Source organism: Erythrobacter sp. SG61-1L (genome assembly GCF_001305965.1).
GTDB lineage: Bacteria > Pseudomonadota > Alphaproteobacteria > Sphingomonadales > Sphingomonadaceae > Andeanibacterium.
In genome coordinates this window covers 2,719,536-2,733,624 of sequence record NZ_JXQC01000003.1, presented here as the reverse complement: position 1 = coordinate 2,733,624, position 14,089 = coordinate 2,719,536, and the positions used below count along the sequence as shown (strand labels likewise).

The following is a 14,089-nucleotide window of genomic DNA, read 5'->3' as shown; positions in this document are numbered from 1 at the left end:
AGCCATTGGCTATGGGCGCTTAGTTGCCCTGACGGGCGGCGCTCACGTCTTCCTGGCTGATCGGGGTGATCTTCAGTTCCACGCGGCGGTTCTGCGCGCGGCCATATTCGGTGTTGTTATCGGCCACCGGATAGCGTTCGCCATAGCCGATGGTCGCCACGCGGGCGCGCGATACGCCCCGCATCACCAGATAATCGGCCACCGCATTGGCGCGGCGCTGCGACAGAGCGAGGTTATACTCGTCGCTACCGGTGGAATCGGTGTGGCCCATCACGTCGATCAGGCTGTTGGGATAAGTCACCAGGCTGTTGGCGATAGTATCCAGCGTGCGCTGGAATTCCGGCTTCACCGTGCTGCTGTCCACATCGAAGGTGACGCCATTGGGCAGATTGACCAGAATGGCCTGGCCGTCAGGCGTTTCGGTAACATCCACGCCGCTGCCGGCAGTCTGTTCCTTCAGTTCCTTGATCTGCTTGTCCATCGTGTAGCCGACTGCCGCACCGGCCACGCCGCCGATGCCCGCACCGATGATGCGGCCGGTCTTGCCGCCGATCAGGCCGCCCAGAAGGTAACCGCCCAGTGCGCCGCCCACGCCGCCGATCGCCGTGCGCGAGACTTTCTTCTCGCCCGTGTTCGGATCGGTCACGCATGCCGTGGTGGAGAGCAGCGCTGCTGCTGCGAAACTCGAGATGAAAAGGCGCGATTTCCTCATGGTGAAGGCTCCTTTCTGTTCTTGCGCGGGCCAAAGGGGGGAGATTGCCCGCGTCAATTCCTGCTGCCTTTCCGGTCTTTACTCTTAGATGAACGGATTGGAACTCCTTCCGGCACAGGGATGGGTTGAGCGATTTGCGGGGCGGCAAGAATCTGCTAGCGATGCCTCGTGACACCTTTCCCCTGGATCGACGTCCTGATCATCGCAGGACTGATTTTGCTCAATGGCCTGTTCGCCATGTCCGAACTGGCCATCGTTTCCGCACGGCCGGCCCGCCTGCAAGTGGCAGCCGAAAAGGGCAGCAAAGCCGCCAAGGCCGCGATCGATCTGGAAGCGGACCCGGGCAAGTTTCTCTCCACGGTTCAGATCGGCATCACGCTGGTGGGCATTATCGCGGGTGCCTATTCCGGGGCGAGCCTTGGCGGGCCCGTGGGCGAGCGGCTGGGCCTGCTGGGCGTGCCCGACAGGATGGCGGACGAAGTCGGCTTTGCGCTGGTGATCGTGCTGACCACCTATTTCAGCCTCGTCGTGGGCGAACTGGTGCCCAAGCAATTCGCCCTGCGCGCGGCAGAGCCGATCGCGCTGTTGATGGCACGGCCCATGATGCTGCTGTCCAAGGTGGCGGCGCCCTTCGTCTGGTTGCTCGACAAGTCTTCCGCCACGCTCATGCGCCTGCTGCGGATCAGCCATCGCGGCGAACACGGGCTGACGGCCGAGGAACTGCAGATCATCTTCGCCGAGGCGACCCGGTCCGGCGCGATCGAGGAAGACGAGCGTGCGATCATGGCCGGGATCATGAAGCTGGCGAATCGTCCGGTGCGCGAACTGATGACCCCCCGCACCGAGCTGGACTGGATCGACTGTTCGGCGAGCGAGGCGGAAATTCGCGCGACCATCGCCGCATCGCCCCATTCGCTGCTGCCAGTCGCCGATGGCTCGACCGACAAGGTCGTGGGCGTGGTGAAGGTGCGCGAAGTGCTGGCCCTGCTGCTGGAGAAGAAGACCATCGATCTCGACAGCGTGCTGCGCAAGCCTGAGGTCATTCCCGACCAGCTGGATGCCATGGATGCGCTGCGCATGTTGCAGCAATCGGGCACTGGCATGGCCATGGTGCATGATGAATATGGCCACCTGGAAGGCGTCGTCACTCCGGCTGACTTGCTGATGGCGCTGGTGGGCACTTTCGTCAGCCATCAGGATGAAGGCGATGCGCCGCAGTTGGTGGAGCGGGCGGACGGATCGCTGCTGGTTGCTGGCTATATGCCGGCGGATCTGATGGCTGACCGGCTGGGAATCGAACTGCCCGAAGATCGTGAATTCGCCACGGCGGCGGGTTTCGTCCTTGCCGTGCTGAAGAAGCTGCCGACGGTGGGCGAAGTGTTCGAAACGCAGGGCTGGCGCTTCGAGGTGGTCGATATGGACGGCCTCCGCATCGACCAGCTGTTGGTCAGCCAGCTTAACGACGAGGCACCTGAACCCGATACGGGCGATTGACGCGCCTGCCCTCGCCAAAAGAAAAGGCCCGCCGAAGCGGGCCTTTTTCATGTCCGGTCAGGCCAGGTCAGCCTTGATTGGGGATCACGGCCTGTGCTTCGCGCCCGTCGCCCTGCGGCGCGGAAACGATGGCGCGGGTGACAGTGCCCTTGTCCACCGTATTGGTCTGCGTATCGCCCACGGCGGAGCGGATGCCCGCATCGGCCGAGCCTGCACGGTCAAGCGCGCTGGTTTCCACGCTGGAACGCGGGGCGGTGCCGCCGAACAGCGCATCGAGCGCCTGCTGGCTGGCGGTGCCTTCTGCCGGGCGCGGGGCGCCGGGGGCCGGGGGCACGAGGTTGAAATCGGGCGGAACCACCAGCGGGGCCTGGCGCTGCACCGCGAATTCATCGGGCCGCGCGCGGTTGAAGATGCCGCCGCCGCTGCCGCAGGAAGCGAGCATGGCCGAACCGGCCAGCAGCAGGAGGATCGTGGTGGTCTTGCGCATCAATTCTTCTCCGGGGCCTATGCGGCGCTCGTTTGAGCAGGCTTTTCGCGCAGGAAGATCGCGCGGGCAAGGATAATCACGACACCGATGCTGATCGCGGCATCGGCAATGTTGAAGATCATGAAGGGGCGCCATTCTCCGAAATGGAGATCGGCATAGTCGATCACATAGCCATAGACGGTGCGATCGCGGATATTGCCCAGCGCGCCGCCCAGCACGAAGGCCAGCGGCAGGATGTCCCACAGCCGCCGCTCGCGCAGCATCCACACCAGCACCACCAGTGCGATCAGCCCGGTCATCGCCACGAGGCCCCAGCGCATTTCGGCGGAGGTGGCCTGCAGCATCCCCAGCGAGACGCCGAAATTCTGCGTCCAGGTGAGGTTGAAGAAGGGCAGGATCTCGATCTGGCCGCCCGGCTGGTTGCGCAGGGCGATGGGGCCGAGCACCAGCGCCTTCACCCACAGGTCAAGCGCCAGAACCACTGCGGCAAGGCCGAGGCCGTAAAGCCGGTTGCGGGTTGCACGGGCCATCAGGCGGCATCCATTTCGGCAACCACGCTTTCGCAGCGGTCGCACAGGGCGCCGTCTTCCGCCACTTCGGGCAGATGGCGCCAGCAGCGGCCGCATTTGTGGCGAGAGGTTGCGGTGACAGTCACTTCATCGCCCTTAGCGTGCGTGACTGACGCGGTGATGAACAGCTCTGCCAATTGTGCATCGTCGAACACCATCGGGCCTTCCGGCAGGATTACTTCGGCCTGCAGGCTGGAACCCAGCGTCTTGTCGCGGCGCAGCGGCTCGATGGCCTCGGTCACTTTCTGGCGCAATTCGCGCAGGCCGTTCCAGTCGGCCATGGCGGCATGGGCCACGGGCAGTTCCGGCCACACCAGCAGGTGCACGCTTTCGCTGTCGGGATAGCGGCTCTGCCACACTTCTTCCGCAGTGAAGACCAGCACCGGCGCCGCATAGCGGATCAGGGCGTGGAACAGAGTGTCCAGCACCGTGCGATAGGCGCGGCGGCGCGGGTCCGACGGCGCATCGCAATAGAGGCAGTCCTTGCGGATATCGAAGAAGAAGGCCGAGAGGTCTTCATTGCAGAAATCGGTCAGCGCGCGGACATAGGCGTTGAAATCGAACGCATCGGTCGCCCGACGCAGTTCCGTATCCAGATCGCGCAGCAAGGCGAGCATGTAATGCTCAAGCTGCGGCATTTCCTCCACCGGCAGGCGTTCTTCCTCGGTGAAGCCGTCCAGCGCACCCAGCAGGTAGCGGAAGGTATTGCGCAGCTTGCGATACTGGTCGGCCACGCCCTTGAGGATCTCGTCCCCGATGCGGTGATCTTCGGTGTAATCTACCGAGAGCGCCCACAGGCGGATGATGTCCGCGCCATATTGCTCCATCACCTTCAGCGGGCTGACGGTGTTGCCGAGCGACTTGGACATTTTCATGCCCTTCTGATCCATGGTGAAGCCGTGGGTCAGAACCGCTTTGTAGGGCGCATGGCCGCGCGTGGCGCAGCTTTCCAGCAGGGAAGACTGGAACCAGCCGCGATGCTGGTCGCTGCCTTCCAGATAGAGGTCCGCCGGCGGGCCTTCATAGCCTTCCGGGCGCAGCAATTCGGGCCAGCGGCCGCTTTCCAGCACGAAGGCATGGGTGCTGCCCGAATCGAACCACACGTCCAGAATGTCGGTGATGCGTTCGTAATCGGCCAGATCGTAATCGGGGCCGAGCAGTGCGGCGGCATTCTCGTCATCCCAGGCATCCACGCCCTGTTCGCGCACGGCGGCGACGATGCGGGCATTGACTGCGGGATCGTTGAGATACTGGCCGGTCTTGCGATCGACGAACAGGGTGATCGGCACGCCCCAGGCGCGCTGGCGCGAAAGCACCCAGTCCGGGCGGCCTTCCACCATGCTGCCGATGCGGTTGCGGCCCTTGTCCGGCACGAAGCGTGTTTCGGCGATGGCCTGCAGCGCCACTTCGCGCAGGGTTGCGCTGTTGGCGGAAACCACGGCGGCCACGGCAGCGCCCACGCCGTCCAGCGGGGCGACCGGGAATTCCAGCGTGGTCAGCGGCTTGTCCATCGGCACGAACCATTGCGGCGTGCAGCGGAAGATCACCTTGGCCTTGCTGCGCCAGCTATGCGGATAGGAATGTTTGTAATCCGCCGATGCGGCCAGCAGCCCGCCTGCTTCGCGCAGGTCGGTGCAGATCGGCCCGTCGGGCGCGTTGAACTTGGGATTGATGACCGATCCCTGACCGCCCAGCCATGCCCAGTCTTCGCGATAGCGGCCATCGGCCTCCACCACGAATTTCGGCTCGATCCCATGGGCCTTGCACAGGTCGAAATCGTCCTCGCCATGGTCGGGCGCCATGTGGACCAGGCCGGTGCCGCTTTCGGTGGTGACGAAGTCGCCGGACAGGAAGGGGCGCGGCTCGGCAAAGAAGCCGCCGAGCTGGTGCATCGGGTGACGGGCGACGGTCCCGGCGAGGTCGGAGCCTTTGCCGGACCAGATTTCTTCGATTTCTAGTGAGCCACCTTTCCCGACAATTCGTTCTTGGAACTGCGGTAGAAGTGAGCGGGCAATAAGGAACTGCTTGCCAACAGTGTTTGCGACGAAAGCAGGTTGAAGTTCTGCATCATCTTTCCAAGCAGCATGCGCAGCGACGATAACTGCAGACAAAACATACTCAACCTCCGGCCCGTAGGCCAAAGCCTGGTTCACCGGGATCGTCCAGGGGGTCGTCGTCCAGATCACCGCATAGGCGCCGATCAGTTCCTTGATCGGGCTCTCGGTGATCTCGAAGGCCACGTCGATCTGGGTCGAGGTAATGTCCTCGTACTCAACCTCGGCTTCCGCCAGCGCCGTCTTTTCTACGGGCGACCACATCACCGGCTTGGCACCGCGATAGAGCTGGCCGGCTTCCGCGAATTTCAGCAGCTCGCCCACGATGGTGGCTTCGGCCTGGAAATCCATGGTCAGATAGGGATGGTCCCAATCGCCATTCACGCCCAGGCGCTTGAGCTGTTCGCGCTGCACATTCACCCAGTTCTGGGCGTAGGCGCGGCATTCGGCGCGGAATTCCTTGGCGGGAACCTCGTCCTTGTTCTTCTTCTTCTTGCGGTATTCTTCCTCGACCTTCCATTCGATGGGCAGGCCGTGGCAGTCCCAGCCGGGAACATAGGGCGCGTCCTTGCCCAGCAAGCTTTGCGTGCGCACCACCATGTCCTTCAGGATGTGGTTCAGCGCATGGCCGATATGCATGTCGCCATTCGCATAGGGCGGGCCATCGTGCAGGATGAACTTTTCCTCGCCCGCACGGGCGGCGCGCAGCTTTTCATACAGCCCGTCAGCCTGCCAGCGCGCAAGAATGCCCGGCTCCTTCTGGGGGAGGCCGGCCTTCATCGGGAAATCGGTCTTCGGGAGGAAAACCGTGGGACGATAATCGCGCTGTTCTGACATGGCTGCGCCGTTAGAGCAAAGAACCGGCGTGATAAAGACTATCCACACGCCGGGAAGAACGCGGAGCCGGTTTTTCGGGCGAAGTGCCCGCCCGGATCACGCGTGGGATCACTTCGTGGCCCGGCGCTTCTCCAGCCCGGCTTCGGCCTTTGCAATCTCTTCATCGCGGCGCTTGTCGAGCGATGGGTGCAGGGCGGGGCCTACGGTCCACATATCGTCGATCAGGATATGGCCGTTGAAGGTGGAGGGAATCTCGCCGATCTCTTCAGGCAGGGAAAGGCCGCCCAGCGGGGATGTGTCGGGCGCGGGCGGGGCGATGATCACATGGCCGCCCTGTGCTTCCATCCGCTGGATCAGGCGATTGGGCCAGCCCCACAGGAAGAAGCTGTTTTCCATCGTCACCAGCATGGTGCCGCCCCGGCAGCTGTCGGGCAGGGCGCCGGTCCAGCCACTGAGCATATAGTCGCTCTGGCAGGCCTTCGCGCCTTCCACGCTGAAGCTCCACGCCTTGGGGAAATGTTCGGCAATGCGGCGGATGGCAGGGGTGTCGCCGGAAAAACCGTCGCGCGAATTGTCCACGTCGCGCAGCGATCCGCGCAGGGTGCGGGCCAACTGGTCCACATCGGCGGGGGTGAAGCCGTTCAGGTTGAACAGGATCGGCGTATCGGGAACCGCGGCCAGCAATTCGTCCAGCGATGGCATGGCGCCAATGCCCTTGCCGCGCAGGGGGAAGCTCTTGCCGCCATCCGCCGTATAGCCATAGCCGACATCGAGCTGCTTGAGCTGATCCATCGTCTGGCTGCGAACCTTGCCCTTGCCCTCTGTCCGGCAATCGAGCGTGGCGTCGCGGAACACGGCGAATTTGCCGTCTGCCGTGGGGACGAGGTCCACCGCCAGCATGCCTGCGCCAAGCCGCCGGGTCTGTGCGAGCGAGGGCAGGGTGTTCTCGATGAACTGATGCACCGGTTGCTCTATCGCGGCGGCGCTGCAACCGTTCGGGCCGGGGCCGGTGGCATATTGCCCGATTCCGCGATGGGCCACTTTCCACGGCGTGCCGCGCGGCGCATCGGCCAGCCAGCTGGCATTGGTGAAAGTCAGCCCCACGAAGCCGAGCGCCAGCACCATGCCGGCGCCCGTGAGCCAGGCCTTGCGATTACCCCCCATGATTCCCCCCGAATCGCGATCAGGCGCCGCTGCGCCACGCCATCAGCCGCCGATAGGGCATGCTGCGGGTGAATTCATCCCAATGCGTGTACCAAATGGTAACATCGCCGCCCCACGGCGGGCTCCAGTCCCGTTCGGGCCGGGAACCGAGCGCGGCGGCCGTCTTTTCGCTGCCTGCATTGCCTTTCAGGATGCAGTGCATGACCAGATCGTGCCCCAGTGCTTCCTTGCACCAGACAAGCGCGGCGGCGGCGCCTTCCACGGCATAGCCGCGGCGCTGATGTTCGGGGAAGATTGCCCAGCCGACTTCGAAACCGGGCCAGCCCGGCGGGGCGAAGGGGCCAAGGCGGCCGATGGGTTCGCCCGTTTCCTTCAGCGTCGCCACCCAATTGCCGAAGCCTTCCAGCGACCAGCTGCCGTTGATCATGGCCATGGAGCGCCATGCCTCTTCCCGCGTCAGGCCCCGCCCCTCGCGCGAAATGGTGCGGGCGAATTCGTCCTTCGCCAGGGCTTCCATGAATGGCTCGCGGTCTGACGGCTGGAAGCCGCGCAGAATCAGGCGCTCCGTCTCCAGAACCGGGATGCCCGACATGATTGCGGGTTCAGGCCAGCAATTCGCGCGCGCGGTCGCAGTCGCGGTTCATCTGGGCAATCAGCGCGTCGAGCGAATCGAACTTCGCTTCGGGCCGCAGGAAGTGGCGGAACTGCACTTCGATCTCGCGGCCATAGAGGTCGGCGGAAAAATCGAAGAAATGCGGTTCCAGCAATTCGATCGGCGGCTCGAATTGCGGGCGGATGCCGATATTGGCGGCGCCCTTCAACTGTTCGCCGGTGTCCAGCACGGTGCCGGTGATGGCATAGACGCCGAAGCGCGGGCGCAGATAGGCGCCCAGTGCCATGTTGGCAGTGGGAAAGCCGATTTCCCGGCCGCGCTTGTCGCCATGTTGCACGGTGCTGCGCACGGCGAAGGGGCGGGTCAGCAGGCGGGTGGCCACGTCGCATTCCCCGGCCTTGAGCGAATCGCGGATGCGGCTGGACGAAACGACCATGCCGCTTTCCATCACTTCGGGCACGGCGCGCGCGGCGATGCCATGGGCCTTGCCCAGTGCGATCAGCGTGTCGCGATTGCCGTCACGGCCCTTGCCGAAGGTGAAATCCTCACCCGTCACCACGCCCGCCGCGCCGACGCGCTTGGCCAGCAGGGTGCAGATGAAATCGTCGGCATGGGTGGTGGCCAGTTCATCGTCGAAATGGAACACCAGCATGGCATCCGCCCCGGCGGCCGCGAACATCTCCTCGCGCTGGTCCAGCGTGGTCAGGCGGAAGGGCGGCACATGCGGCGCGAAATGGCGGATGGGGTGCGGGTCGAAGGTGGCGATGATCGCCGGGCGGCCTTCGCTGCGCGCCCATTCCACCGTTTCCTTCACCACGGCCTGATGGCCCAGATGGAAGCCGTCGAAATTGCCCAGCGCCACGATCGCGCCGCGCAGGTTTTCGGGGATCGGCTGGCGGTGGTCGAGGCGCATCAGGGGCGTTTCTCCAGTGTAACGAAGGCGTAGGGGGGCCAGCCATCGGCGGCGGGATGTTCTTCGCGCGCAGTCTCGCGCCATTCGGGGCCGGGATAGGGCATGAACACATCGCCCTGCGTATCCTCATGCACCTCGGTCAGTTCGAAGCGGGTGGCCAGCGGGGCGAACAGGGCGAAGATTTCCGCCCCGCCGATCACGGAAACATCGCCGTCCCCGGCCATTTCCAGCGCCTGCTCCACCGAATGGGCCACTTCCGCGCCCTCTGCCTGCCAACTTGCATCGCGAGTCAGCACGATGTGGCGGCGGCCGGGCAGCAGGCCGGGCAGGCTCTCGAAAGTCTTGCGGCCCATCACCATCGGCGTGCCCATGGTGATCCGCTTGAATCGCTTGAGATCGGCGGAAATCTGCCAGGGAACCTTGCCGTCGATGGCGATGGTCCCGTCGCTCGCCCGGGCAACGATGAACAGGATGTCGCGCGCCATCAGCGTGTCACCTTCGTCACATGGCCCATCTTGCGGCCAGGGCGCGCCTCGCTCTTGCCATAGAGATGCAGGCGGTTCGCCCCGTCCTGCAGGATCGGCAGAACGTCCAGCCCGTCGTCGCCGATCAGATTGTCCATCACCACCTGCGACCCGGTGAGCGAGGTATCGCCCAGCGGCAGGCCGCAAATCGCGCGAATGTGGTTTTCGAACTGGCTCGTCACCGCGCCTTCGATGGTCCAGTGGCCGGAATTGTGCACGCGCGGCGCCATTTCGTTGAACACCGGGCCTTCTGCCGTGGCGAAGAATTCGCAGGACAGGACGCCGACATAGCCAAGCTCTTCCGCCATGCGCGCCGCAAAGTGGCGTGCTTCGGCCACCTGCGCCTGCGCCACAGGCGATGCGGGAACGGTGGAAGTGGCCAGAATGCCGCCGACATGGACGTTTTCCGCACTGTCCCAGAAGCGGATTTCGCCATCCAGCCCGCGCACCAGAATCACCGAGAATTCCGCCTCGAAGGTGACGAAACCTTCCAGCACGCAAGTATGGGCGCCGATTTCCTGCCAGACCTGCGCCGGGTCTTCCCCGCCGGAAAGGCGCATCTGGCCCTTGCCGTCATAGCCGAGGCGGTTGGTCTTCAGGATCGCAGGCGCGCCGATTTCGGCAATGGCCGCAGCCAGTTCTTCCGCCGAATCGACCAGGGCGAAAGGCGCAGTCACCCCGCCGCAATCGCGCGCGAAATTCTTCTCGTTGCTGCGCGACTGGGCGATTTCCAGCACCTTGGGGCCGGGACGCAGCGGCGCGATGTCCGCGATCATCGCCAGCGGGCCGGCAGCCACATTCTCGAACTCATAGGTAATCACGTCGCATTGCGCGGCGAAATCGGCCAGCGCCTGCGTATCGTGCCAGTCCGCGCGGGTCAGCTGGGCGGAAACTTCGCCCGCCACGCTTTCCGTTTCCGGCGCGTAGATATGGCAGCGATAGCCGAGCTGGGCGGCCGCAACGGCCATCATGCGGCCAAGCTGGCCGCCGCCGAGAATGCCGATCGTGGCGCCGGGAAGAAGCATGGGCCTCGCTCTAGTCGTCGGAAGGCTTTTCCGCCACCGATGCCGTATTGGTGGCGCGCCATGCCTTCAGCCGTTCGGAAAGGGCGGCATCGGACAGGGCGAGAATCGCGGCGGCATGAAGCCCGGCATTGGTCGCACCGGCTTCGCCGATGGCCAGAGTGCCCACGGGAATGCCCGCCGGCATCTGCACGATGGACAGCAGGCTGTCCTGCCCGGACAGCGCCTTGGACTTCACCGGAACGCCCAGCACGGGCAGATGGGTGAGCGAGGCGACCATGCCCGGCAGATGTGCCGCGCCGCCTGCACCCGCGATAATCACGTGGAAGCCCTGTGCTTCGGCCGTGCGGGCGAAATCGAACATCCGTTCCGGCGTGCGGTGGGCGGAAACGATTCGCGCATCGTAAGCGACGCCCAGATCGTCGAGCACCTTGGCGGCGCATTGCATGGTCGGCCAGTCAGACTGGCTGCCCATGATGATCGCAACTTTCGGCGCCCCGTTCGGCGCGGTTCCTGCCCCCATCTTACCTGTCCTTCAGATAATGCCGTTCGCCCGGCGCCATGGCATCGTCGAAATCATAGACGATGGGCTGGCCGGTCGGAATTTCCAGCCCGGTGATGTCATCGTCGGAAATGCCCGACAGGTGCTTCACCAGCGCGCGCAGCGAATTGCCATGCGCGGCAACGATCACCGTCTTGCCGGCGGAAAGCTCGGGCAGGATGGCGCTTTCATAATAGGGCAGCACGCGGGCGATCGTGTCCTTCAGGCTTTCGGTCGCCGGCACGTCGATCCCGGCATAGCGCGGATCGGACGAGAGATCGAACGGCCCGCCCGCATCCATCGGCGGCGGCGGCACGTCAAAGCTGCGGCGCCAGATCTTCACCTGATCGTCGCCATGCTTGGCGGCGGTCTCGGCCTTGTCCAGCCCGGTCAGCCCGCCATAATGGCGTTCGTTCAGGCGCCAGTCCTTGGTTTCGGGCACCCACAGGCGGCCGCAATGGCGCAGCACGATGTGCAAAGTGCGGATCGCGCGGGTCTGCAGCGAAGTGAAGGCGCAGGTCGGCAGCAGGCCCTTGGCGCCCAGCAATTCGCCGGCGGCGCGCGCTTCGGCGATTCCCTGATCGGTCAGATCCACGTCCCACCAGCCGGTGAAACGGTTCTCCAGGTTCCACTGGCTCTGGCCATGGCGGACAAGGATAAGGCTGGCGCGGGGGGTGGACACGGGCAATCTGCTCCTGCTCTCGGTCGGGAGCACGTCGCCCTAGCTTTTCGAAGCCTCTTTGGGAAGGGTGGCGTTTTCCGCCTGATCCGCCGTGCCATCCAGCGTTTCGCGCGCCTCCATCTCGCGGGACTGTGCCTTGCGGCGGCGCAGGTTTTCGCGGAGCTTTGCGGCAAGCCGTTCTTCGCGGGATAGGGTGGCGGGTTCGTCCTTCATCACGAAAGGCATTGCCGCAGCCGGGCAGTGCTTGACAAGCCCTGCCAGCCCCGCCAATAGCGCGCCCCTGCCGGGCAGGGCTTTTGCGCCTCGCCCCGCATCTGAAATGGTTGGCTGCTGTAGCTCAGTGGTAGAGCGCATCCTTGGTAAGGCTGAGGTCGGGAGTTCAATCCTCCCCAGCAGCACCATTTCCCTTCTTTCCTGAAAATCAGGCTGGAACCTGGCCCTCAAGCGAAGGGCCCCGGCTTGCGCCGAGGCCCAGGGGCCGGTGCGGATGCGTCGGGCCGCCCGGCCCGTATGCGCAGCCTGCTTCAGTAGAACACGCCGTAATAGCGATAGAGGCCCGCGCCGAAATTGGCGTCGAACACGGGCGGGGAATCGCCTGTGTAGTAAGGCGCGTCATGCAGCTTGGCCTTGTCGATGGCGACGACATAGCCGTCGCGCTGCGTATCGTAATCCAGCGCATCCCAGGGAATCGGGTGATAGCTTTCACCCAGACCCAGGAAGCCGCCGAAGCTCATCACGGCATATTTCACCTGTCCGCTGCGCTTGCCGATCATCAGATGATCGACATGGCCCAGCTTCTCGCCATCGGTGGAATAGACGGCGGTGCCGTCCACCTTGTCGGACGAGATCAGATCGTGCGTCTCTTCGGTGCTCACGGAATTGCCAGGGCCTGCGGCCTTGTCAGGCATCAGGGTTTCGCTGGTCATCTGGTTCATGTCGCATCTCCTCCGTTGTTCGCGGAAGCGCGGGCGGATGCGGGGGCAGCCATGGGGTGGCCCGCGATACGCGCCGATTCGACCGGCGCGTCAGCGATCCGTCCGTCGCCTGTATCCGATCAACGGAGGGGCAGGGGCGGTGTTCCGCCGCTCATCGCAGTGGGGGACCGGCCCGGCTGGATATGCCAATCAGGCGCGCAAATCCGCCCATTCCGGGTGCCGATCGAACTGGGCGGCGACATAGGAACATTGCGGCGCGATGCGGAAGCCCTGTTCACGCGCATCGGCAATCAGGGCCTTCACCAACTCGCCCGCGATCCCGCGCCCGCCGATCTCTTTGGGCACGATCGTGTGTTCAGCCGCACGGACACCGTCTTTCTGCACCCAGGTCAGCCGCCCGATGAAATGGCTGTCTGCCGGATGGGCGCGATATTCGCCATGGTCGCCGTGATCGATGCGGGTGATTGCCAAGCCTTCCATGGGGACTCCTCTTGCCTCAGCGGGAATCTTGCACAAGCCCCGGCCCGGGTCCATGGCGCTGCCATGCAATTCCTTTCCGACAATGCGGCGCGCGTGCACCCGGCAGTGTGGGCGGCGATGCAGGCGGCCGATTCGGCGGACCGCCCCTATGATGGCGATTCGCTTTCGCAGCGGATGGATGAGGCGTTTTCGGCGCTGTTCGGGCGGGATGTGGCGGCGATCTGGGTCGCCACCGGCACGGCGGCAAACTGCCTTGCGCTCACTACCATGGTGCAGCCGCATGGCGGCGTGATCTGCCACCGCGAGGCGCATATCGAAATGGACGAATGCGGCGCGCCGGGCTTCTTCCTGCACGGTGCCAAGCTGTTGCTGGCCGAAGGCGATGGCGCGAAGCTGACGGCGGAAAGCATCTCAGCGGTGCTGGCGGGCATCACGCGCGGCGTGCATCAGGTGCCCGCGCAGGCGATCTCCATCACGCAGGCCAGCGAATATGGCCGTGCCTATTGTCCCGACGAACTGGCGGCGATCGGCGCGCTGGCAAAGGCGCATGGCCTTGGCCTGCATATGGACGGCGCACGCTTTGCCAATGCCACGGCCTTTCTCGGCTGCACGCCCGCCGAATCGGCCGGGCCGGTCGATGTGCTGAGCTTCGGCTGCGTGAAAAATGGCGGCATGGATGCGGAAGCCGTGGTGTTCTTCGATCCGGAACAGGCCGATCTGGCCCGTTGGCGGCGCAAGCGGGCCGGGCACTTGCAGTCCAAGGGCCGCTATCTGGCTGCACAGTTGCTGGCACTGATCGAAGATGGCCTGTGGCTGGAAAATGCCCGGGCGGCCAATGCCGCGGCGGTTGAAGTGGCAAGCGGGGCGACAGGCCGCCTGCTTCACCCGGTAGAGGCCAACGAAGTGTTCCTGCGCATGGATGGAGCCGAACGCGCGGCCCTGCGCGCGCAGGGCTTTGCCTTTTACGACTGGGACGATGCATCGGTGCGCATGGTCACGGCGTGGGATACGCCTGCGGAACATGCCGCCGCGCTGGCAAAGGCGATTGCCGCCCTATGAGCG

The 14,089-nt window shown here is 64.6% G+C and carries 16 protein-coding genes and 1 tRNA gene; 3 read left to right on the top strand and 14 right to left on the bottom strand.

Features of this window, described 5'->3' with window-relative positions:
• Positions 1–19: 19 nt before the first annotated feature.
• On the bottom strand, positions 20–712 hold the full coding sequence (locus SZ64_RS13375) for an OmpA family protein (protein WP_054531285.1): 693 nt from the start codon (positions 710–712) through the stop codon (positions 20–22).
• A 168-nt stretch (positions 713–880) separates the two neighbouring features.
• Here SZ64_RS13375 and SZ64_RS13370 point away from each other — a divergent pair, with 168 nt between their 5' ends.
• The gene (locus SZ64_RS13370; protein ID WP_054531284.1) at positions 881–2,206 is read left to right on the top strand and encodes a hemolysin family protein; all 1,326 of its coding nucleotides are present in this window, start codon (positions 881–883) and stop codon (positions 2,204–2,206) included.
• Between the two features lie 67 nt (positions 2,207–2,273).
• On the opposite strand, the gene SZ64_RS13365 is transcribed toward SZ64_RS13370, so the two are convergent.
• The 11 genes from SZ64_RS13365 to SZ64_RS18825 form a co-directional block, all read right to left on the bottom strand.
• Complete coding sequence (locus SZ64_RS13365; RefSeq protein WP_054531283.1) at positions 2,274–2,693, bottom strand: DUF3035 domain-containing protein; 420 nt, start codon at positions 2,691–2,693, stop codon at positions 2,274–2,276.
• A 17-nt stretch (positions 2,694–2,710) separates the two neighbouring features.
• Positions 2,711–3,223, bottom strand: a complete 513-nt coding sequence (lspA, locus tag SZ64_RS13360; RefSeq protein ID WP_054531282.1) for a signal peptidase II — start codon at positions 3,221–3,223, stop codon at positions 2,711–2,713.
• A complete protein-coding gene (gene ileS, locus SZ64_RS13355) occupies positions 3,223–6,153 on the bottom strand; it encodes an isoleucine--tRNA ligase (protein WP_054531281.1) in 2,931 nt (976 codons plus the stop codon). Before ileS ends, lspA begins: the two co-directional genes overlap by 1 nt.
• A gap of 108 nt (positions 6,154–6,261) precedes the next feature.
• Entirely contained in the window at positions 6,262–7,317 is a 1,056-nt protein-coding gene (locus SZ64_RS13350; RefSeq protein ID WP_054531280.1) for a glycerophosphodiester phosphodiesterase family protein, read from the bottom strand.
• 19 nt (positions 7,318–7,336) lie between these two features.
• Positions 7,337–7,909: a GNAT family N-acetyltransferase gene (locus SZ64_RS13345; RefSeq protein WP_054531279.1), complete on the bottom strand. Its 573-nt coding sequence runs from the start codon at positions 7,907–7,909 to the stop codon at positions 7,337–7,339.
• A gap of 10 nt (positions 7,910–7,919) precedes the next feature.
• Positions 7,920–8,843, bottom strand: coding sequence for a bifunctional riboflavin kinase/FAD synthetase (locus SZ64_RS13340; RefSeq protein ID WP_054531278.1), 924 nt, complete (start codon positions 8,841–8,843; stop codon positions 7,920–7,922).
• Positions 8,843–9,328 carry a dihydrofolate reductase gene (locus SZ64_RS13335; protein ID WP_054531277.1) on the bottom strand — a complete coding sequence of 162 codons (486 nt, stop codon included), beginning with the start codon at positions 9,326–9,328 and terminating at the stop codon, positions 8,843–8,845. The genes SZ64_RS13340 and SZ64_RS13335 overlap by 1 nt, the downstream gene beginning before the upstream one ends.
• On the bottom strand, positions 9,328–10,392 hold the full coding sequence (locus SZ64_RS13330; RefSeq protein WP_054531276.1) for a 5-(carboxyamino)imidazole ribonucleotide synthase: 1,065 nt from the start codon (positions 10,390–10,392) through the stop codon (positions 9,328–9,330). The genes SZ64_RS13335 and SZ64_RS13330 overlap by 1 nt, the downstream gene beginning before the upstream one ends.
• A 10-nt stretch (positions 10,393–10,402) precedes the next feature.
• A complete protein-coding gene (gene purE / locus SZ64_RS13325) occupies positions 10,403–10,912 on the bottom strand; it encodes a 5-(carboxyamino)imidazole ribonucleotide mutase (protein WP_054531275.1) in 510 nt (169 codons plus the stop codon).
• 1 nt (position 10,913) lies between these two features.
• The gene (gpmA, locus tag SZ64_RS13320) at positions 10,914–11,612 is read right to left on the bottom strand and encodes a 2,3-diphosphoglycerate-dependent phosphoglycerate mutase (RefSeq protein ID WP_054531274.1); all 699 of its coding nucleotides are present in this window, start codon (positions 11,610–11,612) and stop codon (positions 10,914–10,916) included.
• Positions 11,613–11,651: 39 nt separating this feature from the next.
• A complete protein-coding gene (locus SZ64_RS18825) occupies positions 11,652–11,825 on the bottom strand; it encodes a hypothetical protein (protein ID WP_193391526.1) in 174 nt (57 codons plus the stop codon).
• A 113-nt stretch (positions 11,826–11,938) separates the two neighbouring features.
• On the opposite strand from SZ64_RS18825, the gene SZ64_RS13315 reads away from it, so the two are divergent.
• Positions 11,939–12,013, top strand: a tRNA-Thr gene (locus SZ64_RS13315).
• A 123-nt stretch (positions 12,014–12,136) separates the two neighbouring features.
• Here SZ64_RS13315 and SZ64_RS13310 read toward each other — a convergent pair.
• Complete coding sequence (locus SZ64_RS13310) at positions 12,137–12,547, bottom strand: PRC-barrel domain-containing protein (protein WP_241773041.1); 411 nt, start codon at positions 12,545–12,547, stop codon at positions 12,137–12,139.
• Between the two features lie 189 nt (positions 12,548–12,736).
• The gene (locus SZ64_RS13305; protein WP_054531273.1) at positions 12,737–13,027 is read right to left on the bottom strand and encodes a GNAT family N-acetyltransferase; all 291 of its coding nucleotides are present in this window, start codon (positions 13,025–13,027) and stop codon (positions 12,737–12,739) included.
• A gap of 63 nt (positions 13,028–13,090) precedes the next feature.
• Here SZ64_RS13305 and SZ64_RS13300 point away from each other — a divergent pair, with 63 nt between their 5' ends.
• A complete protein-coding gene (locus SZ64_RS13300) occupies positions 13,091–14,086 on the top strand; it encodes a beta-eliminating lyase-related protein (protein ID WP_054531272.1) in 996 nt (331 codons plus the stop codon).
• The last annotated feature ends 3 nt before the right edge of the window (positions 14,087–14,089 follow it).

What these genes read in the sequence shown, in the direction of transcription:
- purE (WP_054531275.1), bottom strand. Translation starts at nt 10,912, where the DNA reads ATGGGGGCAGGAACCGCGCCGAACGGGGCGCCGAAAGTTGCGATCATC.
- SZ64_RS13300 (WP_054531272.1), top strand. Translation starts at nt 13,091, where the DNA reads ATGCAATTCCTTTCCGACAATGCGGCGCGCGTGCACCCGGCAGTGTGG.
- ileS (WP_054531281.1), bottom strand. Translation starts at nt 6,153, where the DNA reads ATGTCAGAACAGCGCGATTATCGTCCCACGGTTTTCCTCCCGAAGACC.
- SZ64_RS13330 (WP_054531276.1), bottom strand. Translation starts at nt 10,392, where the DNA reads ATGCTTCTTCCCGGCGCCACGATCGGCATTCTCGGCGGCGGCCAGCTT.
- SZ64_RS13365 (WP_054531283.1), bottom strand. Translation starts at nt 2,693, where the DNA reads ATGCGCAAGACCACCACGATCCTCCTGCTGCTGGCCGGTTCGGCCATG.
- SZ64_RS13345 (WP_054531279.1), bottom strand. Translation starts at nt 7,909, where the DNA reads ATGTCGGGCATCCCGGTTCTGGAGACGGAGCGCCTGATTCTGCGCGGC.
- SZ64_RS13305 (WP_054531273.1), bottom strand. Translation starts at nt 13,027, where the DNA reads ATGGAAGGCTTGGCAATCACCCGCATCGATCACGGCGACCATGGCGAA.
- SZ64_RS18825 (WP_193391526.1), bottom strand. Translation starts at nt 11,825, where the DNA reads ATGAAGGACGAACCCGCCACCCTATCCCGCGAAGAACGGCTTGCCGCA.
- SZ64_RS13350 (WP_054531280.1), bottom strand. Translation starts at nt 7,317, where the DNA reads ATGGGGGGTAATCGCAAGGCCTGGCTCACGGGCGCCGGCATGGTGCTG.
- SZ64_RS13335 (WP_054531277.1), bottom strand. Translation starts at nt 9,328, where the DNA reads ATGGCGCGCGACATCCTGTTCATCGTTGCCCGGGCGAGCGACGGGACC.
- lspA (WP_054531282.1), bottom strand. Translation starts at nt 3,223, where the DNA reads ATGGCCCGTGCAACCCGCAACCGGCTTTACGGCCTCGGCCTTGCCGCA.
- SZ64_RS13310 (WP_241773041.1), bottom strand. Translation starts at nt 12,547, where the DNA reads ATGAACCAGATGACCAGCGAAACCCTGATGCCTGACAAGGCCGCAGGC.
- SZ64_RS13340 (WP_054531278.1), bottom strand. Translation starts at nt 8,843, where the DNA reads ATGCGCCTCGACCACCGCCAGCCGATCCCCGAAAACCTGCGCGGCGCG.
- SZ64_RS13375 (WP_054531285.1), bottom strand. Translation starts at nt 712, where the DNA reads ATGAGGAAATCGCGCCTTTTCATCTCGAGTTTCGCAGCAGCAGCGCTG.